Raw genomic sequence first — 17,804 nt, 5'->3', positions numbered from 1 at the left:
GTTTTCGATTTTAACTAGGCGCAAGGAAGGCGCATAGCGGGCTATGCAACCGACGCGCAACAACGGTAAAATCTATAAGATTCAGTGCCCCCTTGCCATTCAGCTTGCTGACTGATTCATCATCTTAAACTCAAACCATTCTGCCAATTTAACTGGGAGAATGATATTACTTACTTCGCTCACTTTTCATGCCCCGATTTGTAAGACTACGACCCAATCGCTGCTTGACTCCTGACGATGGATTCCTAGTCTCCCTCCCGCTATGGCCGAACGTACACATACCGACCCCGAGAAAATGGAAAAAATCGTCTCCCTTTGCAAAGGCAAGGGGTTCATCTTCCAATCTGGTGAACTCTACGGTGGCCTGAACGGCTGCTGGGACTACGGCCCGCTCGGAGCCGAACTCAAACGCAACCTGAAAGAATACTGGTGGCGCAAAAATGTCCAAGAACGAGACGACATCGTCGGTATGGATGGCTCGATCCTCACCCACCAGGCGGTGCTTACCGCCTCCGGCCACGTCGGCGGGTTTTCCGACCCCATGTGTGACTGCAAAGTCTGCAAAAAACGTTACCGCGCAGATCAACTCGAAGAGGTTCCTCTTTGCGAAGCAAAAAAACAGCTCCCCAAAGGCGAAGACAAACGTTGTGAACTCACCGAACCCAAAGAGTTCAACCTGATGTTCGAAACCAAGATGGGTGCCTCCGCAGACGATGACGACCCTAACGCCGTCGCCTACCTCCGTCCGGAAACCGCTCAAACGATTTTTGTGCAGTACAAAAACGTGCTCGACTCCTCACGCTTGAAAATTCCATTCGGCATCGCTCAGATCGGTAAGGCATTCCGCAACGAAATCAACCCGCGCAACTTCACTTTCCGCTCACGCGAGTTCGAACAAATGGAAATCGAATACTTCTGCCACCCCGATGATGGCATGAAGCTCACCGACGAATGGCTCGAGAAACGCCTCAACTTCTACGAGGAAATCGGCGTACCTCGCGAAAAACTTCATATCCTCGATGTGCCGGACGGAGAACGCGCCCACTACTCGAAAAAAACCTACGACATCGAATACGAATTCCCCTTCGGAATCCAGGAACTCGAAGGCGTGGCTTACCGCACCGACTACGATCTCGGCAAACACCAGGAATGCTCCGGCAAAAGCCTCGAATACTTCAACCCCGAAACCAAGGAGCGCTTCATCCCTCATGTCGTTGAACCCTCCGCTGGTTGTGACCGCACCGTGCTCGCTGTAATCTGTGAAGCCTACGACGAAGAAGATCTCACCAAGGAAGGTGGCAAACCTGATATCCGAAAAGTGATGCGACTCAAACCCTGCATCGCCCCCATCAAGGCCGCCGTCCTACCACTGCTCAAAAACAAGCCGGAACTCGTCGCCAAAGCCAAGGAAGTCAAAGCTCTGCTGCAGCCTCATATGAACATCTTCTACGATGAAACCGCAGCCATCGGCCGCCGCTACCGCCGCCAGGACGAAGTCGGCACTCCATTCTGTATTGCCATCGACTTCGAAACCCTCGGCGAGGAAGGACCGAACGGCGAAGACCTATCCGACACCGTTACCGTGCGTCACCGCGACAGCATGGAGCAGGAGCGCATCGCCATCAGCGAGCTCCTACCATGGCTGCTGGCCAGAATGGTCTAAGTCCTATAATAAACGATAGGGCTCATGAAACATACGATTTTAGCCCCTGGAAAACCAGCTCTCGGCTACGCTAAAGACGGCACCACTGAATACCTCAAGCGTCTACGCCGCTACGGGAGCTACGAGCTCATCCACCCGAAAGACGGCAATAGCGAGGATGTATCCAAACGGCTGCACGATGCCAGCTCCGGCACTCTGCGCATCGTCATGGACGAACGCGGAGAACAACTCACCACTGCCCAGCTCACCAAAAAAATCAATCAATGGGAAATGCGTGGTGTCAAACGCGCCAGTTACCTGATCGGCGCCTCTGACGGCCACACCCAACAGCTGCGTGACGACGCCGACCTCATTTGGGCACTCTCCCCGCTCACCTTGCAGCACGAACTCGCACTGCTGGTCCTGCTGGAACAGCTCTACCGGGTGGCAACCATTCAACGAGGCGAACCTTACCACCGTTAAGTAAGGGGCGAGATTTCCATCTTACCTTTCAAACCGAGCTCAGCCCAGCAAACAGGTCGAATACACCAGCCCCTAACAGCCTGCGGCGCTGACAGGATTCACATGTTGGAGGGTGATGTACAGGATATTTTAGAAGTAATTGATAGGTTTTGGGCAAACCTTGATCTTTGAGAATTAAAAATCCTGTAAAACCTTAAAAAAATCCTGACAATCCTGTCAGCGCCGCAGGCACCACCGAGGTAATCTCCCTATTGTAGGGGCCCTGACAGCAAACCTGCTAATCTCATTGAGCTTCGAGGAATCCATTGATACAGTGGTCGGTATGAACCCGCTTTCCACCCTCCACCTTCACATGCCGATCTCCAAGTGGCTACGACTTCTAACGTGGGCATTTTTTCTTTTGCTCACCCCCGGCCATGCGGCACCTGACCAGACCAATGACCCAGCAAAGGAAAAAGCCACGCCTCCCACCCCTCTGATCGCCTTTGACACCCCGGTTGAACAATTCAATTCCCGCCTGCGCCCACTCAGTAAAAACGACCTCTCAAACGAACTCAAAGCCTGGATGCGGCACGCCCAGGAGGAAATCTCCCGGACCAGTGAGATCAATGTGCAAATGCAGGCCGAAGGCCTCGAACAACAAGCACTCGAGGAGCTCAAACAAAAGCGCACTGCGCAACACGATCGGGAGTATCATCTCTACAAAAAGGTCAAACGTATCATCGAGGCCTATGAGGCCAAAGGTGGGGATGCCAGTGCCGAAAAACAATATCTTGCCGCCGTGAGTCACTCCCGCTCAGGTGCCAATAATCAAGGGTTGCTCTCCACCATCCTCGAAGGGTTATCCTCATGGATCAACGACCCCGAGGGAGGCATCGCCTTTGTCAAAAAATTGATCCAAGCCGCAGCAATCCTCGTGCTCTTCTGGCTCATTGCCAAGCTGGCCAACCGCTTCATCAAAAAAATCCTGGAGCGACAGCGAGGCCTTTCCATGATGCTCAAACAGTTCATTGAGCGATCCGTCAAAAGCGTGGTTCTCGCCATCGGAGGCCTCTTTGCCATCGCCTCACTCGGAGCCAACATCGGTCCCATCATTGCCGCCATGGGAGCGGGGGGATTCATCATCGGCTTCGCGCTCAAAGAGACGCTCGGCAATTTTGCCAGCGGACTCATGGTCATGTTCTACCAACCCTTTGATGTCGACCACTTTGTCGAGGTGAACGGCAAATCCGGAACCGTTCAAAAAATGAGCCTGGTCTCCACCACCCTGCTCACCCCGGATAACAAGGAACTTATCATCCCCAACAACAGCGTCTGGGGAAACACGATCATCAATTACAGCAGTCAGGATCTGCGCCGAGTCGATCTGGTTTTCGGCATCAGCTACTCCGATGATATCCAAAAAGCCGTCTCCCTGCTGAATGAAACCACTCAATCCCACTCAAAAATCCTGCAAAACCCGGAACCGGAAATCGCCGTGGATGCTCTGGCGGATTCATCCGTCAACCTGATCTGCCGACCATGGGTTAAATCCAAGGATTACTGGGCAGTCTACCGCGAGCTTATGTGGAAGGTCAAAGATCGCTTCGATCAGGAAAACATCAGCATCCCATTCCCTCAACGGGATATACACATTCAGCCAAATGAGCCGGAATCAACCCAGGAATAAATGAGTGACCGGGGTTGATCAAAACCAGGGAACAAAGGAACCTCTTGGGATGCCAGCTCTCGCAGCTTACTGCTGACCCGCCATCACACCGAGTGCTCCAGCCCCCTCAGGTCCCATCGGACGGTTGTGAGGCATGCTGTTGGAATCAGATTGAGGACCCGCTGGAGAAAACTCCGAAGTCGACTGGTCAGCACAGGACACAAACAACAGCGAAACAAAAGCAAGCAAAGAGAAAAAAATCTTGGACATGGGCTGAATCTAGCGGCCAAGCCATCGCAAATCAAGTGCTATTTTTCCAGCTTTCTCGCCCAGAGCCACAAAATATCGGAGAGGCGGTTGAGGAAGCGGCAGGCCTCCTTGGATGCGCCATCACCCAGAGCCCAGGCACTCAATTCGGCACGACGGCAAACGGTTCTAGCCATATCCAACCAGGCGGCACCTGGATGTCCACTGGCGCCGGGCAAGACCCAACCTTCGAACTTGGTTGGCATTTCCACGGCAATACTCTCGAGCCAGTCGAGTTCTTCCTGGGTCAGGGACGGGTATCCGTCCGCCAAGTATTTTTCCCTTTTTTCCTCAGGCACGGAAAGCAAGCCCATCAAGGAGATCAAATGCTTCTGAATCGTGGCAATATGTTCGACCATTTCATCCGGCACTCCGGCCACGCGGACCATACCTAAAGCTGAGGTCAATTCGTCAACGCAGCCACAGGCGACAACGTTCGGAGAGTTTTTGGGCATCCGCCCACCATACATGGTATCGGTATGTCCGTCATCGCCACGGCGTGTAATGATGCTCATGACGAAAGAGGTAGCACAGCCTCCGTGAATTGGCTTGTGAAAAATGCGTCTGCTTATAACATTTCAATTATGCCTGTCACACGTCGAACCTTTCTCCGCACTGCCACGGCAACGGGAGCCGCCATCGCGGGAAGCTCCCTACCATCCACCGCAGTCCCCACCTCTCCAATGAAAGCGCGCTTTGATATTTCTCTCGCCCAGTGGTCCCTTCACCGAATGCTGGGTAAAAAGGAGCTCGACCACCTCGATTTCCCCAAGTTCAGCAAAGAAACCTTCGGCATCCATGCCGTCGAATACGTCAATTCGTTTTTCAAATCTCACGACGGGACCTACCTCAAGGAGCTGAAGACCCGCACGGGCAACGAAGGGATCCGCAACGTCCTGATCATGTGTGACGGAGAAGGCGCTCTCGGTGCAAAAACCAAAGAAGGCCGGGCCAAAACCGTCGCCAACCACCAAAAATGGCTCGAAGCGGCGGCCTTCCTCGGATGTCACTCGATCCGTGTCAATGCAGGAGGCCCTGGGTCGCGTGAAGAGTTGGCAAAACAAGTCACCGAAGGTCTGCATGCTTTGAGCACCGCCGCCAAGCCCTACAAGCTCAACGTCATCGTCGAAAACCACGGAGGGCTGTCATCGGACGGTGCATGGCTCGCCGGAGTTCTCAAATCCGTCAACCTGCCAAACTGCGGGGCCCTGCCCGACTTTGGTAATTTTGGCAGCTACGACCGCTACCAAGGCATCACCGACCTGATGCCCTATGCCAAAGGCGTCAGCGCGAAAAGCCATGGCTTTGATGACAAAGGAAACGAAACTTCGACCGATTTCCTCAAAGCCATGAAACTGGTCGCTGAATCCAAATACCAAGGCTACATCGGAGTGGAATACGAAGGCAATCAACTCTCCGAAGTCGATGGCATTCTGGCCACCAAAAAGCTCCTCCAGCGCTGTTTTGCCAGCCTGTAACCAGCGCGAGCATGAGCGAGACCACCCTCCAACTTGCCCGGCTCAACTCCGGACCGGAAATTTTTCATAGCATTCAAGGCGAAGGCGTCAGCCAAGGAGTCCCCTCTGTCTTTGTCAGGGCCTCCCTCTGCAACCTTCACTGCCATTGGTGTGACACCGACTACACCTGGAATTGGGAAGGAACACCCTGGCCTCATGAACGGGACAGCGATCCGGACTATCAAAAATTCAAACGGGACGATTACATCGTTCGCCTCCCGGTCAGCCAGGTCGCGGCACAGATTGCCAGCTACCGATGCCCGAATATCATTTTCACTGGAGGCGAACCCCTGCTGCAAGAACCCGCGTGGTGTGAGGTGATGCAGTTGCTCTCCTCCCAAAACCAAACGTATCGCTTCGAAGTCGAAACCAACGGAACCATTTGCCCAAGCGAGGGTTTCAACCGTATGGTCTCCCAGTATAATGTTTCCCCCAAACTGGAAAATTCCGGTAATAAACCATCTCTCAGAATTGTCGACGAGGCTCTGACGTTTTTTGCCACATCAGACAAAGCCTGGTTTAAATTTGTCGTGAGCCGAAGCCAGGACCTCGAAGAAATCGAACAGCTCATCGCCCGCTTCACCCTTCCGAAATCGCGTATCCTCCTGATGCCTGAAGGCCGTGATGAAACCAGTCTACAACAACGGCGACTCTGGCTCGTCGACCTCTGCCGAGACCGAGGGTTCCGCTACAGCGACCGACTCCACATTCAGCTCTGGGGCAGCAAACGGGGCGTCTGATCTTTTTCTTTTCTTTTTAAGCAAAATAACACAACTTTCCCCTGCCCTCGGGGTTAAATGGCCGCCATGAAACGCAATTCCTCCAATCAGAACCTGAACGACCGCTTGGCAGACCCATCTGCAACGCGCTCTCGAAAGGGCTCGGCAGCTCCGGATTCTTCCCATGATTGGGCATCCGGTGATCCCCTGTGGGATCTGCTCTCGGAGGCATCGGACCCAGAACCCGATCCCTTTTTCGCACGGAATGTCGTGCGCCATATCCGCTTGGAAAAACCCGAGCCCCTCAGGTCCAGACTGCTTCGACTGGTCCGCTCCCGCAACTTCGCTCTGGGAGCCTCAAGCGCCTGCCTCTGCGCCGCCATGGCCTACCAGTTCTGGCCCGCCACCCAATCTCCCCCCTCGTTGCCGACCGACAATACAATGGTCGAGGCTCCCATCGATAAAACTCAGGACCTCACCGAAAACCTGTCCGAAATCGTCCTCGAGGAGACACTACTCGCAGCTGCGGAAGACCCCAGCATGTTCACCCGCCATGAGGTGGTCAGCATGCTCGGACTTTAAGCCGTATCATACCTTCTGTTGCTTCTTGACTCTCCCCGGCAGCTTCCTACCCTGTCATTCATGTGGGTCTGGTCCAAATTATCGGGAGTTCAATGGGAAGATGCTTGGGAAGATCGCTTCCACGGCAATCCCAATGCCGTCATTTCCCGCCTGAAAACCAATAAAACCGTCCGCGTCGAAGTTTACACCGAGACCGAGGATGAGGCACAAGCGATCAAAAAGCAATTTGGGGGGAGCATTCGCAAACTTGTCCACAAAAACTGGGCCGCCGTCAGCGAACCGGTTCGCCCACCAATCAAAATCCGAAGCTCGGTTATCATCACCGGAGCGAGAGAGGATGATGCCCGGCAAAAGCTCGCCCAAGCCTTCCCCGGTCGCCACATCATTCAAATCCCGGCAGATATGGCCTTCGGAACCGGTGACCATGCCACCACCTCCACCTGCCTGCGCCTGCTCGTTGATGTCGCAAAAGAACGAAGCAAAAGCTCCTGGGACTTTCTCGACCTTGGCACTGGCAGCGGTGTGATCAGCATCGCCGCCCGCATGCTCGGCGCCGAACACGCCCACGGAATGGATTTTGACCCTCAAGCGGTTAAAGTTGCCCGAAGAAATGTCAAACGCAACGAGGTCAGCAAGGTCAAGATGAGTGAGCAGGATGTCCTCAAATGGTCACCAGACCGCCAATGGCCGGTGGTTGTTGCCAATATGTTCTCCACGATTCTCCAACAGGCATTCCCCACCATTGTCTCCTGCATGGAGCCCCATGCAGACCTCATCATCTCCGGCATCCTCCGTGAACAATGGCAGGAGACCAGCCTGGCGGGCAAGCAGCAGGGGCTCGAGTTTTTCCAAGTCATCCGCAAAGGCAAGTGGGTCACCGCCCGGGGTCGCCTGAGAGGCTGATGACAAAATTCTAAGCTGCAATCAGGCATTTGACTTGCATCAACTGCCGCATGGAGTAACTAATCGTCACCGCTCTGCTCTGAGGGGCTCATGGACACCGCCATTGCCCCGATCAAGGCAGCTGTGCGACCAACTTCAATTTGAACTCATTAGCTCCATGGACTCCATCTCATCACGAATCAACAAGGTATCCCCGTCACTCACCCTCTCTGTCACGAATCAGGCCAAGGCCTTGAAGGCCCAAGGTGAGGAAGTTTACGGCTTGGCCGGCGGAGAACCCGATCAGGACACTCCCGATTTCATCAAGGCCGCAGCCATTGAGGCCCTGAACCAAGGCAAAACCAAATACACCCCGGCAGCAGGCATCCCTGAACTGCGCGAAGGTATCGCCAAAAAGCTGAAAGAAGACAACGGTATCGACTACGACCCCCGTCAGGTCGTCGTCAATAGCGGGGCAAAACAATCCTGCTTCAACGCCATCCTCGCGGTGTGTGAGGAAGGAGACGAAGTCATCATCCCGTCACCCTACTGGGTGAGCTATCCGGAAATGGTGCGCCTCGCCGGAGCCGAGCCCGTCTTTGTCGAAACCACCGCTGAAAACGGCTGGAAAATCACCCCGGAGCAATTCGAGGAGAACATGACCGGCCGGACCAAGATGATCATCCTCAACACCCCGGGCAACCCGACCGGTTCGGTCTACTCCGCTGACGAACTCCGAGCTCTCGGTGAAGTCGCCCTCTACGAAGACATCATCATCCTGGCCGACGAAATCTACGAGCACCTGGTCTACGGCGATACCCGCCACACCAGCATCGCATCCCTGGGCAAAGACCTCTACGACCTGACCATCACCGTCAACGGCTTCTCCAAAGCCTACTCGATGACCGGTTGGAGGGTCGGCTACACCGCGGCACCGAAGCCACTTGCCGAGGCCATTTCAAAAATTCAAGGCCACACCACATCCAATGCCACCACCTTTGCCCAGTACGGAGCACTGGCAGCACTGGAAGGAGGCAAGGACTTTATCACCGACCTCAATGCTGAATACGACGTCCGTCGCCAGTTTGTTTACGGTCGCCTCAGCGCCATCCCAAACATCAAGGTGACTGAACCTCAGGGCGCATTCTACATGTTTCTCGACACCGAGCAACTCGGCCTCAAATCCGTCAACCTCTGTGACAAGCTTCTCACGCGCTACCGTGTCGCAGCCGTTCCCGGCATCGCCTTCGGCAACGACAACAGCATCCGGATCAGCTACTGCACCACTCTGGACGTGCTCAACGAAGGACTGACTCGCTTCGAGGAGTTCTGCCGGGCCCACTAGAGGGTTCCCAACGTTCTGTCCCAGAACTAAGAGCTCACGTATCAATCACCCAACGACCTGTCCACTCCGGGCAGGTCGTTTTTTGTTTCCCTCTCAATACGCTACATGATCCAAGGTCAACCCACCCGACGGTGCACAATACGGAGGTTTTCCATGGCTCAAGTCCTCAGGGGATTCAAACATCTCAGCCAAATCGCTGAGACGCAATCGCCCTTGCGAAACATTCACGGCCGAGCCTGTCAACAATCGGGCCATCTTGTATAAAAAGCCATTCCCCGTGTATGTGATCCGATACCCCAACTCGGTGGCCTCCAAACTCGCCCGGCTCAGACAGCGTACGTAATCGGTTTCAGAAGTTTCATTGCCACGACGTGCAGAGAACCTGCGAAAGTCATGCTCTCCACGCATCAGCTCCAATGCCTGACTCAAACTTTCCGGATCAAGCTGGCGCGGTAAATGCCAGGCCAAGCCCGCCATCAATGGAGGAAGAACCGGAGCCAAACACAAATCATAGGTATAGGTCTTTGATTTCGCTGAAAAGCGGGCATGAAAGTCCTCTGTGACCTCCTCACAATCCATGACCCGGATCGTGGCTGGGAGCTTGGTATTCACTGCGGGCATCCAGTTGAAGGGATTCATCGTCAGCCCCTCCGGGGCATCAAAATGCACCACTTGACCAATCGCGTGCACGCCTGTGTCCGTTCTCCCGGAGGCATAAATTCTGAGCTGTTTCTTTGCCACCTCAGCAATCGCGGCTTCCAGAATATCCTGAACCGTATTCCCACTGACTTGAGTCGCCCAACCCTTGTAAGGGCGGCCGTCATACGCCACTTTTAATTTCAATCGCACAAGCGAATTGATAACGAAACCGCCATAAATTGCACGGTATCTTTTTAATATCTTTTCTCTACCCGGCTGCCGATTGTCATGTCTTCACGATCTATCCTTGCCTATTTCACTCCGTCAGACCATCTTGAATGTCCGGGCGATCCTAGCCATGATTACCCGGATACCCAAATTTACCCAAATTCAAAATGGCAAAACATCACCACCGGATCTTGAATACCAAGTGGCTATTCTTGATCTCCCTATTCACGATTTTACGCTTGGTCGCGTTTGTCGCAGGCGTTTTATTTTTCGCTGTTGGCGCCTACCTCTACTACATTCCTTACCTCATCATTGCCGCGGTCAGCTTTGGCTTGCTGCTACTCTTACAAATGGTTCAAGCCATCGAAGGAAGCAAGGTCGTTTGCCCCAACTGTCGATCCATGATCGTCAAAAGCACACGCTGTGCAAAAGCACGCCGGGCCAAAAAACTATTCTGCAGTTACTCGTTGCGTGTTGCCTTTCAAGTTGTCTTCACCAACAGCTTCACTTGCCAATACTGCAACCACCGACAAATCTGGAGGGGAAAGGACAAACATGCCTCACGCAGACAGCATAAGCCGTAAACTCAGGCGCGCCTGAGCACCCGGCGACGCTCCCCGTCAATTTCGAACTCCAGACAAATGGAACCTTGCGGGATCAAGTCAGGAAATTTGTTCGGCCATTCGATGACCACCACCCCCTCCGAGTCAAGATACTCGTCCCAACCAATCCGGAGAACCTCCTCCACACTCTCCATCCGGTAGAAATCAAAATGGAAAATCGGCAGTCGCCCACCGGTGTATTCATGTGCAAGCGTAAAGGTAGGGCTGGTCACTGACTGATGGCATCCCAAGCCCAAGGCCAAACCTTTGGTGAAATGTGTCTTCCCTGCTCCAAGCCCTCCGGTTAACGCCAAGACGTTTCCGTCCGATAGCTCGGCAGCCACACGTTTCCCCAGATCAATCATCATTTCGGGCGTGTCCACCCACTCCGTCATCCCGGGCTCCATCATCAATTCAGATTACAATACTTCGACTACGCTGCTGGCTCCGGCTTTCCTCCAAATCCATAAAGAGCAAAATCAATCGACTCTTCCATCAAACGCTCACGGTCAACATTCTCGATGTCCACCGGAGAGCCTTTCAGCAAGTTGATCACAATCTGACCAACTCCGCTGCAGTAGAAGGCGGCCCCTTCGGCAAACACAATCTGCTGAACAATCTGACCATCCGTCAGATCGGGGAAGTGAATTTTAAAAGCTTGGATATACACCCGGTAAACTTCAGATAGAAGCCCCTTGGTCACCAAGGGCACGGTATAACTATGCTCAATCAGATAACGGGCAATCAGACGCAAAATCAAATCCGAGCGAACCCCACACTCTTCGGGCATAAACAAGGGCCGCAGCCAACACGCCATCAAATGGCGTAAGGGAATTTTTTCCATTCCACCATATTCTACGATGGCCTCATCCAAAAGCTTGATCCCATAGTCATACAACGGATTCAAACAACGCTTCACCGTTTCCTGAATCAGGCCATCCTTCCCTCCAAAATGATAACTCACGCTAGCCAGGTTCACCCCTGCAGCATTCGTCACATCACGCACGGAAACATCCTCAAATCCCTTATCGGCAAAGAGCTCCCAAGCTGCTTCCAGTATCTGTTCTCTCGTATCAGCCACGTGCCCCAATATGCCCGACATCACACTGCGGTCAACTCAAAAACAAACGTGTGTTAGAGCATGGCTGGAAATGATACCCGGTTTCCGAAGGCGAAACGAGCCCCCACCTTACCCACTCTGACGGTCGTACAGGTCACGATACAAGGCACTCGTCGGATAGATTTCTTCATGCGATCCATCAGCCACCAGACGTCCATGATTAAGCACCAGAATGCGGTCGGCAATCTTGATTGTACTGAATCGATGGGCGATGATGAAGGTCGTTCGACCTTCCACTAACTCTTCAAGTGCTTGTTGGATGGCCGCTTCACTTTCGCTATCCAATGCGGATGTTGCCTCATCGAGAATCAAGACCGGAGCATCCTTAAGGAACGCCCGGGCAATCGCAATCCGTTGACGCTGTCCGCCAGAGAGCAGGGTCCCGCGTTCGCCGACAGGGGTTTCATAGCCGAGCCCACCATCCAGCGTCTCAATGAATTCATGGGCATGGGCTTTTTGGGCAGCTTCAATCACATCCTCATCGGAGGCTTCCGGCTTCCCGATTCGTATATTTTCCATCACCGTTTCGTTAAACAGAACCGGGGATTGGGTCACAATGGCAATGGCCTCACGCAAATCATGTTTTTCAACCTCGCGGACATCGACGCCATCCACGGTAATCCTACCCTGAGTCACATCGTAAAAACGCGGGATCAACGAAGCAAAGGAACTCTTTCCAGCACCGCTCGGGCCAACAATGGCAACAACCTGACCAGCCGGAATCGACAAATTCAAATCCCGCAACACGCACTCTTTGTCATAGGCAAAGGATACCTGCTCGAGCTGAACCGCCCCCTTGACATCAGCAAATGGCTGTGGCTTATCCGGCTCCTGCAAATCATTTTCGTGATGTAACACATACTCAACACGATCCAAGGACGCCGTAGCACGCTGAATTTTGGTGTGAATTTTTCCAAGCCGCTTCAGCGGATCGTAACTCAGATACAGTGCCGTCAGTAAAGGAACCACATCCTTCTTAAACTCCATCCCTGAGTGTCCGGCATAAACGATGGCGGCCGCCGCACCACACACGGTGATAAAATCAATCACCGGGGTCATCGATTTATCGTATTTAACGACTTTCATTCGCGCCACCAACAAACGGTTCACCTGCTGCCTGAACCGGGAAACCACCGAATCCTGCATGTTATATGCCCGAATTTCCATCGGAGCTTGCAAGCCATCGGTCACGGACGCGGTCAAATCACCCGTCTGCGCTTGCACCACTTTGGCCTTACGGAACAATTTTTTACCTATCGCCCGAATCGGAAACACACAGGCCGGCACCGTAGCCAAACATACCAACAACACAAAAAACTCACTCTTCTGCATCGACATATACACCAAGGCTCCTACGGCCCCGATCAATTTCATCGGCTGCACGACTATGTCATTGGAAACGTCGACAATGGCCATGCGCATTTGCTGGGTATCCACAGTCAAACGACTCAGCAGGTCACCACTTTTATTTTTGTGGAAAAACGACAAGGGCAACTTCTGAACCCGGGAGAACACCTTGACCTGAATGCTCTCAACCACCCGGAAACCACAGTAGTTAATCAGGTAAGTATTGGTAAATTGGGCAACTCCCTGGACCAAATAAATCGCAGGAAGCAACAAAGCGGCAAAAATCAAATCGGCGAGCGGCCTCTGGTCGTGACTAAAGACCCCGGGCAGCACCTCCCTCATCACCAGCGGCAACCCAGCTCCAGCAACCGCGCCGTAGGCAATCCCCGCAGCAACAGCAATAGCAAACAGCCATTTGACCTCGAGAAGATACTTATAATATGGGAAAAAGCGTTTCATGAATGGTGAAGTCCCCGGCTGGGCAAACAGGCAGTATGCCCAACTGGGAAAGACCTACTTAGATGAGATACCCCCACGGTGCAAGCCCTTGATTCTAGTCACCAGCTCGGGCGGGGTAGGCTTCTACCAAATCATCAAGCAGGGAACTGGCCCCAAAGCGGAACCATTCCGGGGTCATCCAGCCTTCCCCAAGGATCTGCTCAAGCATTGAGAGGTATTGCATGGCCTGAGCGGCGGATCGAATCCCTCCGGCAGGTTTCATCCCCACCATCCGTCCCGTTTTCTGATGATAATCCAAAATAGCATTCAACATCACCAGCGTTGCAGGAAGGGTGGCTGCAGGAGATATTTTACCAGTCGAAGTTTTAATAAAATCAGCCCCTGCCGCCATCGCCAACTCACTGGCAATACGGATATGGTCATAGCTTTGCAGCTCCCCGGTTTCCAGAATCACTTTCAAATGTGCAGCTCCACAGGCTTCCTTGGATTGCGCAATTTCATCGAACACCTCTCGGTAATGACCATCAAGGAATTTGCCTCGCGAAATGACGATATCAATCTCATCCGCCCCCTCACTCACCGCATATCGTATTTCAGAAAGCTTCAGGTCGAGAGGCGCTTGACCACTCGGGAAGGCCCCGGCCACGCTGGCAACGCGCACCGGCGTGCCCTGAAGCGCTTTTGCAGCCACCCCAACCAAGGTAGGATACACGCAAACCGCGGCAACATGAGGAATGGATGCCCGCGACGGCGACGGACGCAGCGCCTTCTCACACATGGCCCTCACCTTATCCGGGGTATCCGCCCCCTCCAGAGTGGTGAGATCAACCATACTCACCGCAAGCTGAAGCCGCTCACGATGACTGACGGCCACATCACCCGCTTCAAACGAAGCGGCGCAGGCATCAATTCCAGCTTTATCCTGAACTGGAACGCTATCCAAATCAGGAAACTTCAACGTATCTTCCCTCTGCTCTTGCATCGCAGCGAACCCTAGCGAAGAGAGCCACCTCCACCAAGCACGAAGATTGACCAATCCTGCCAGGCAGGGTTATCCGCCCTATCCCCCTACTGCTGCTTTTGAAGAAGCTCCTGAAACTTAGCTTCCGGCAGGGTTGTCACTGATCCGTCGATACGCAGCATCGTTCGCTTGCCATCCACAGGCCCAGGGGTATGGAGCAAAATCAAATCCGAACGACTAGCCGTACTCAATCCGGAGACGTAAACCAACTTCCTGTTTTTGTTGTCAGACGGAGCCCCAATCAGAGCTTCAAATTCGGCCTGCTCGATGTACTCCTCTTTGACAAGAGCCTCCAGCTTGTCGGGAAATTGCCCGTGATCCATATCGTGTTCGAACAATAATAAGTGCAACTGCTTCATATGGTGAACTCCCGTCACCACCTTGGCCTTTTTCTGCTGTTTCAAAACGAGAGGAGTGGCGAACCCGGCCATGGCGGCAACAGAGGCCACGCTGCTCGTCAGGCTCCCCCCTTTGGCCGGCATGGGAGAGTTCCCTGAAATGAGCACCCCATCCTCCGTATTCGAAAGCGCCCAGGCATACCCACAAGACGAAGGCAACCAGGAGTCCCCCAATAATGAGCTCACTAAAGACAGAGCCATTTGCTCTTCAGACTCCTCAGGAGCCGACTGCTCCAACCCTTTAACCGCGGTCATCACTTCCTGACAAAATTCATTGGAAACATAAAACAGCGCATTTCCTTCGTCGGGAATACCAGCCATCGCCTTTTTAAAATCTGCCGATCCCCCCAATGCGCCAGTTCCTGTCCGGCAGCGCTCCACATACGACTCCCTCATCCCGAACCAAACCTGGTCCTTGTCCGGGTCAATGATAAACAAGGGGCGGATTTCACCAAGCGGGGTATCCATCGATTCCGGAACCCGAACATACTTCAAGCCATTCTGCTCGCTGACTTCCAAGTCTGCTTCAACCATTTCACCAAACTGCCCCCAAAACCAAAGCCCACGATCAATACATAAGGCAAGATCCACTCCTGGCAATTCCACATCAATTCCGGGATCCCATCGTTTTTTACCATCAAGAGTCATGATCAAAGTAGCATGCACATTGGTTTTCCCCAGAAGATCCGCCAGACTCAAGGCCCCGGCCCCCACCTTCTGAGCCATCAGCTCCGCCACCCCTCGCTCGGGTTCTTCACCGAAGGCTGCGGCTACAGGCTCCACCGTTTGCTGCAAGGTTGACAAATTCAATTCAAACTCAAGCACCAGATCCGCATCCTCAGGGGCAAGAGTGGCTGCACGCCACGGCTTAGCATCCCGCCCCAGCAACGACAACACCCCCTTCCGGCTCCCCCCGGTATGCAAAAACATGCGGTTATGCCAGCCATCATCCGTCTGGCGAGAACTCCTACCGATCGCCGAGACCTTGCTCAAACCCAAATCTTCCACCACATCCCGGATATCAAGCCCCGCGGGCACCGCCTCCCCGCTATCCCGCATCACATCCAGAAACTGATTCAGACCTTCCGCGATTTTTACCAAATCCTGATCATACTGCGTGACGGAAAAATGCACGCCATTCGTTTCCAAGCGGGAAACCACAGGTTGCAACTCCTCGACAAAACCACCAACGGCGGTACCAGACGTTGAAGCCGAACCACCGTTGGGCGTATCCAACTCTTCTTTTTTACCACAAGAAACAAAAACAAGGCAAACAGCCTGCAACACTCCGATCCATTTCAATGATTTCATGCCAGAAAAATGGCAGAGCAATCAACCGATGTTAAGCATAAAAAAAGAGGACCATGGCTCGAAAGCCATCGTCCTCTACGAAATGAATCTTTGTTTTACCCCACTGCTTCCAATCGGAAACAAAGTGGCGTAAAAGCGAAAAAAGGGACCTTAGATCAGGCCAGCTTTCTTCAAAGTCACATAGGCGCCATTTTTGTTGATCGTTTTGATCGCCTTGGCACTGAGCTTCACCTTCACGTGACGGCCCAACTCAGGAACATAAATGCGCTTCGTGTGAAGGTTGGGAGAAACAGAACGTTTCACCACCTTGGTCACGTGACGACCAATACCTCCTTTTTTCTTCGCTAATCCGGAACGGTGAATCTTACCACCCATACGGACTCGGGAACCTCTGATACTACATACTCTGGCCATGAATTTGAAAATTTGATTGCTTGCGGGCGGCGAGAGATACACCCTGCCAGCTGTCAGTCAAGTGAATTTGCAACAATTTGCGATTTTCGAGGCTTATCCGAGTCGCGCTTGCGCCGTTCCAGCCCGGGCAAAAGAACCATCACCATCACCGAGGCACCAAATAAACCGCCAAGGCTATCCGCAATCCAGTCCCCCGTATCATTGCCACTTCTCCCCGGCGTAAACGTCTGATGATACTCGTCCAAGCGCCCAATCACGGAGGACAGTAAAAAAACAACCATCACCATGCGGAGACGGAAACGCCGCCATAAGGGCCAACGATAATAGGCGTAGGCCATCATCAGCCCCCCTCCGATCGCAAAATAAACAAAATGAGCCACCTTATCCACATGGGGGATCTCTGGACCATTCTTTGGCGCAGGGTTTCCGGCAGACAAAAACCACAACGTCACCAACCAGGAGACAAAGAAAAACAAATAAACCACGGGCCTCCTGGGAAGCCACGTGGTTATCAAATCGACGATTCCAGATCCGCTGATCATCGCTCCAGAATCCTAGTCTTGATTTTGCCGACAAGGCAAAACCACCGCTTTAGGCGAGGCCTTCGAGGGTCGACTTCAATTGATCCAAGGTCACATTCGCACCTGTGATGGTCTCGACCACTTCTCCATTTTTGAAGAAAAGAAGACATGGGATCGAGCGCACACCATACTTGGCAGCGAGCGACTGATTGGTATCAACCTCCACCTTACCAACATCCGCCGTGTCCGCCACAGCATCCGCCAGTTGATCAATGAGAGGTGAAATCATCTTACACGGACCACACCATTCGGCCCAAAAATCTACCAATACCGGCTTATCCGAGCTCAATACCTCGGCATCAAAGTTGCTTTCGTTATACGTCTTAGCCATGGACGAAATATGCCTGTTCCAGTCGGTACGTCAAGAGCCGCCCATGAATAATTCCATGAACGGCTCGTTTAATCTGTCATCAGCCGGAACGGTCAATTCCATCCGACCAATCGATCTGTAATAGATCTTGTAAAGGGCTCTCCGAGAGAGCTCGTCTTGGGCTCGTTAAACTGGCAAAGGCAGGGCGCTCGTCGCAAATGCGAGATAAGCCACCAAACCTCCAAGAACC

Annotated in this window: 20 protein-coding genes; 9 read left to right on the top strand and 11 right to left on the bottom strand. The window is 53.1% G+C overall.

Features of this window, described 5'->3' with window-relative positions; translation table 11 throughout:
* Positions 1–262: 262 nt before the first annotated feature.
* The 3 genes from HW115_RS13485 to HW115_RS13475 all read left to right on the top strand — a co-directional run bounded on the left by HW115_RS13485 (position 263) and on the right by HW115_RS13475 (position 3,794).
* A complete protein-coding gene (locus HW115_RS13485; RefSeq protein ID WP_178933430.1) occupies positions 263–1,663 on the top strand; it encodes a glycine--tRNA ligase in 1,401 nt (466 codons plus the stop codon).
* 24 nt (positions 1,664–1,687) lie between these two features.
* A complete protein-coding gene (locus HW115_RS13480) occupies positions 1,688–2,125 on the top strand; it encodes a 23S rRNA (pseudouridine(1915)-N(3))-methyltransferase RlmH (RefSeq protein ID WP_178933429.1) in 438 nt (145 codons plus the stop codon).
* A 322-nt stretch (positions 2,126–2,447) separates the two neighbouring features.
* A complete protein-coding gene (locus tag HW115_RS13475) occupies positions 2,448–3,794 on the top strand; it encodes a mechanosensitive ion channel family protein (protein WP_178933428.1) in 1,347 nt (448 codons plus the stop codon).
* A 66-nt stretch (positions 3,795–3,860) separates the two neighbouring features.
* Here HW115_RS13475 and HW115_RS13470 read toward each other — a convergent pair whose 3' ends face one another.
* Positions 3,861–4,043 carry a hypothetical protein gene (locus HW115_RS13470; protein ID WP_178933427.1) on the bottom strand — a complete coding sequence of 61 codons (183 nt, stop codon included), beginning with the start codon at positions 4,041–4,043 and terminating at the stop codon, positions 3,861–3,863.
* A 38-nt stretch (positions 4,044–4,081) separates the two neighbouring features.
* Positions 4,082–4,594: a cob(I)yrinic acid a,c-diamide adenosyltransferase gene (locus tag HW115_RS13465; RefSeq protein ID WP_178933426.1), complete on the bottom strand. Its 513-nt coding sequence runs from the start codon at positions 4,592–4,594 to the stop codon at positions 4,082–4,084.
* Positions 4,595–4,663: 69 nt separating this feature from the next.
* Here HW115_RS13465 and HW115_RS13460 point away from each other — a divergent pair, with 69 nt between their 5' ends.
* The 5 genes from HW115_RS13460 to HW115_RS13440 all read left to right on the top strand — a co-directional run bounded on the left by HW115_RS13460 (position 4,664) and on the right by HW115_RS13440 (position 9,124).
* Positions 4,664–5,557 carry a sugar phosphate isomerase/epimerase family protein gene (locus HW115_RS13460; RefSeq protein WP_178933425.1) on the top strand — a complete coding sequence of 298 codons (894 nt, stop codon included), beginning with the start codon at positions 4,664–4,666 and terminating at the stop codon, positions 5,555–5,557.
* A gap of 11 nt (positions 5,558–5,568) precedes the next feature.
* The gene (locus HW115_RS13455) at positions 5,569–6,336 is read left to right on the top strand and encodes a 7-carboxy-7-deazaguanine synthase QueE (protein ID WP_178933424.1); all 768 of its coding nucleotides are present in this window, start codon (positions 5,569–5,571) and stop codon (positions 6,334–6,336) included.
* 66 nt (positions 6,337–6,402) lie between these two features.
* Entirely contained in the window at positions 6,403–6,897 is a 495-nt protein-coding gene (locus HW115_RS13450) for a hypothetical protein (protein ID WP_178933423.1), read from the top strand.
* A gap of 60 nt (positions 6,898–6,957) precedes the next feature.
* Complete coding sequence (locus tag HW115_RS13445) at positions 6,958–7,800, top strand: 50S ribosomal protein L11 methyltransferase (RefSeq protein WP_178933422.1); 843 nt, start codon at positions 6,958–6,960, stop codon at positions 7,798–7,800.
* 157 nt (positions 7,801–7,957) lie between these two features.
* Positions 7,958–9,124: a pyridoxal phosphate-dependent aminotransferase gene (locus tag HW115_RS13440; RefSeq protein ID WP_178933421.1), complete on the top strand. Its 1,167-nt coding sequence runs from the start codon at positions 7,958–7,960 to the stop codon at positions 9,122–9,124.
* A gap of 93 nt (positions 9,125–9,217) precedes the next feature.
* On the opposite strand, the gene truA is transcribed toward HW115_RS13440, so the two are convergent.
* On the bottom strand, positions 9,218–9,973 hold the full coding sequence (gene truA, locus HW115_RS13435; RefSeq protein ID WP_178933420.1) for a tRNA pseudouridine(38-40) synthase TruA: 756 nt from the start codon (positions 9,971–9,973) through the stop codon (positions 9,218–9,220).
* A gap of 185 nt (positions 9,974–10,158) precedes the next feature.
* Here truA and HW115_RS13430 point away from each other — a divergent pair, with 185 nt between their 5' ends.
* Entirely contained in the window at positions 10,159–10,575 is a 417-nt protein-coding gene (locus HW115_RS13430) for a hypothetical protein (protein ID WP_178933419.1), read from the top strand.
* Positions 10,576–10,577: 2 nt separating this feature from the next.
* Here the strand turns inward: HW115_RS13430 and tsaE are convergent, their stop codons facing one another.
* From tsaE to trxA, 8 genes are all read right to left on the bottom strand, one after another.
* Positions 10,578–10,988, bottom strand: coding sequence for a tRNA (adenosine(37)-N6)-threonylcarbamoyltransferase complex ATPase subunit type 1 TsaE (gene tsaE, locus HW115_RS13425; RefSeq protein ID WP_178933541.1), 411 nt, complete (start codon positions 10,986–10,988; stop codon positions 10,578–10,580).
* Between the two features lie 38 nt (positions 10,989–11,026).
* Entirely contained in the window at positions 11,027–11,674 is a 648-nt protein-coding gene (locus tag HW115_RS13420) for a TetR/AcrR family transcriptional regulator (protein ID WP_178933418.1), read from the bottom strand.
* Between the two features lie 108 nt (positions 11,675–11,782).
* Positions 11,783–13,519 carry an ABC transporter ATP-binding protein gene (locus tag HW115_RS13415; RefSeq protein WP_178933417.1) on the bottom strand — a complete coding sequence of 579 codons (1,737 nt, stop codon included), beginning with the start codon at positions 13,517–13,519 and terminating at the stop codon, positions 11,783–11,785.
* Between the two features lie 94 nt (positions 13,520–13,613).
* The gene (deoC, locus tag HW115_RS13410; protein WP_178933416.1) at positions 13,614–14,501 is read right to left on the bottom strand and encodes a deoxyribose-phosphate aldolase; all 888 of its coding nucleotides are present in this window, start codon (positions 14,499–14,501) and stop codon (positions 13,614–13,616) included.
* An 86-nt stretch (positions 14,502–14,587) separates the two neighbouring features.
* Positions 14,588–16,249: a hypothetical protein gene (locus HW115_RS13405; protein WP_178933415.1), complete on the bottom strand. Its 1,662-nt coding sequence runs from the start codon at positions 16,247–16,249 to the stop codon at positions 14,588–14,590.
* Positions 16,250–16,399: 150 nt separating this feature from the next.
* Positions 16,400–16,663, bottom strand: a complete 264-nt coding sequence (gene rpmB, locus HW115_RS13400) for a 50S ribosomal protein L28 (protein ID WP_178933414.1) — start codon at positions 16,661–16,663, stop codon at positions 16,400–16,402.
* Between the two features lie 53 nt (positions 16,664–16,716).
* Positions 16,717–17,178, bottom strand: a complete 462-nt coding sequence (locus HW115_RS13395; protein ID WP_227021520.1) for a VanZ family protein — start codon at positions 17,176–17,178, stop codon at positions 16,717–16,719.
* A 76-nt stretch (positions 17,179–17,254) separates the two neighbouring features.
* A complete protein-coding gene (gene trxA / locus HW115_RS13390) occupies positions 17,255–17,575 on the bottom strand; it encodes a thioredoxin (protein ID WP_178933412.1) in 321 nt (106 codons plus the stop codon).
* Between the last annotated feature and the right edge of the window lie 229 nt (positions 17,576–17,804).

Source organism: Oceaniferula marina (genome assembly GCF_013391475.1).
GTDB classification, from domain to species: domain Bacteria; phylum Verrucomicrobiota; class Verrucomicrobiia; order Verrucomicrobiales; family Akkermansiaceae; genus Oceaniferula; species Oceaniferula marina.
This window is presented reverse-complemented; position numbering and strand designations above follow the sequence as displayed.

What these genes read in the sequence shown, in the direction of transcription:
- HW115_RS13485 (WP_178933430.1), top strand. Translation starts at nt 263, where the DNA reads ATGGCCGAACGTACACATACCGACCCCGAGAAAATGGAAAAAATCGTC.
- HW115_RS13480 (WP_178933429.1), top strand. Translation starts at nt 1,688, where the DNA reads ATGAAACATACGATTTTAGCCCCTGGAAAACCAGCTCTCGGCTACGCT.
- HW115_RS13475 (WP_178933428.1), top strand. Translation starts at nt 2,448, where the DNA reads ATGAACCCGCTTTCCACCCTCCACCTTCACATGCCGATCTCCAAGTGG.
- HW115_RS13470 (WP_178933427.1), bottom strand. Translation starts at nt 4,043, where the DNA reads ATGTCCAAGATTTTTTTCTCTTTGCTTGCTTTTGTTTCGCTGTTGTTT.
- HW115_RS13465 (WP_178933426.1), bottom strand. Translation starts at nt 4,594, where the DNA reads ATGAGCATCATTACACGCCGTGGCGATGACGGACATACCGATACCATG.
- HW115_RS13460 (WP_178933425.1), top strand. Translation starts at nt 4,664, where the DNA reads ATGCCTGTCACACGTCGAACCTTTCTCCGCACTGCCACGGCAACGGGA.
- HW115_RS13455 (WP_178933424.1), top strand. Translation starts at nt 5,569, where the DNA reads ATGAGCGAGACCACCCTCCAACTTGCCCGGCTCAACTCCGGACCGGAA.
- HW115_RS13450 (WP_178933423.1), top strand. Translation starts at nt 6,403, where the DNA reads ATGAAACGCAATTCCTCCAATCAGAACCTGAACGACCGCTTGGCAGAC.
- HW115_RS13445 (WP_178933422.1), top strand. Translation starts at nt 6,958, where the DNA reads ATGTGGGTCTGGTCCAAATTATCGGGAGTTCAATGGGAAGATGCTTGG.
- HW115_RS13440 (WP_178933421.1), top strand. Translation starts at nt 7,958, where the DNA reads ATGGACTCCATCTCATCACGAATCAACAAGGTATCCCCGTCACTCACC.
- HW115_RS13430 (WP_178933419.1), top strand. Translation starts at nt 10,159, where the DNA reads ATGGCAAAACATCACCACCGGATCTTGAATACCAAGTGGCTATTCTTG.
- tsaE (WP_178933541.1), bottom strand. Translation starts at nt 10,988, where the DNA reads ATGACGGAGTGGGTGGACACGCCCGAAATGATGATTGATCTGGGGAAA.
- HW115_RS13415 (WP_178933417.1), bottom strand. Translation starts at nt 13,519, where the DNA reads ATGAAACGCTTTTTCCCATATTATAAGTATCTTCTCGAGGTCAAATGG.
- deoC (WP_178933416.1), bottom strand. Translation starts at nt 14,501, where the DNA reads ATGCAAGAGCAGAGGGAAGATACGTTGAAGTTTCCTGATTTGGATAGC.
- HW115_RS13405 (WP_178933415.1), bottom strand. Translation starts at nt 16,249, where the DNA reads ATGAAATCATTGAAATGGATCGGAGTGTTGCAGGCTGTTTGCCTTGTT.
- rpmB (WP_178933414.1), bottom strand. Translation starts at nt 16,663, where the DNA reads ATGGCCAGAGTATGTAGTATCAGAGGTTCCCGAGTCCGTATGGGTGGT.
- trxA (WP_178933412.1), bottom strand. Translation starts at nt 17,575, where the DNA reads ATGGCTAAGACGTATAACGAAAGCAACTTTGATGCCGAGGTATTGAGC.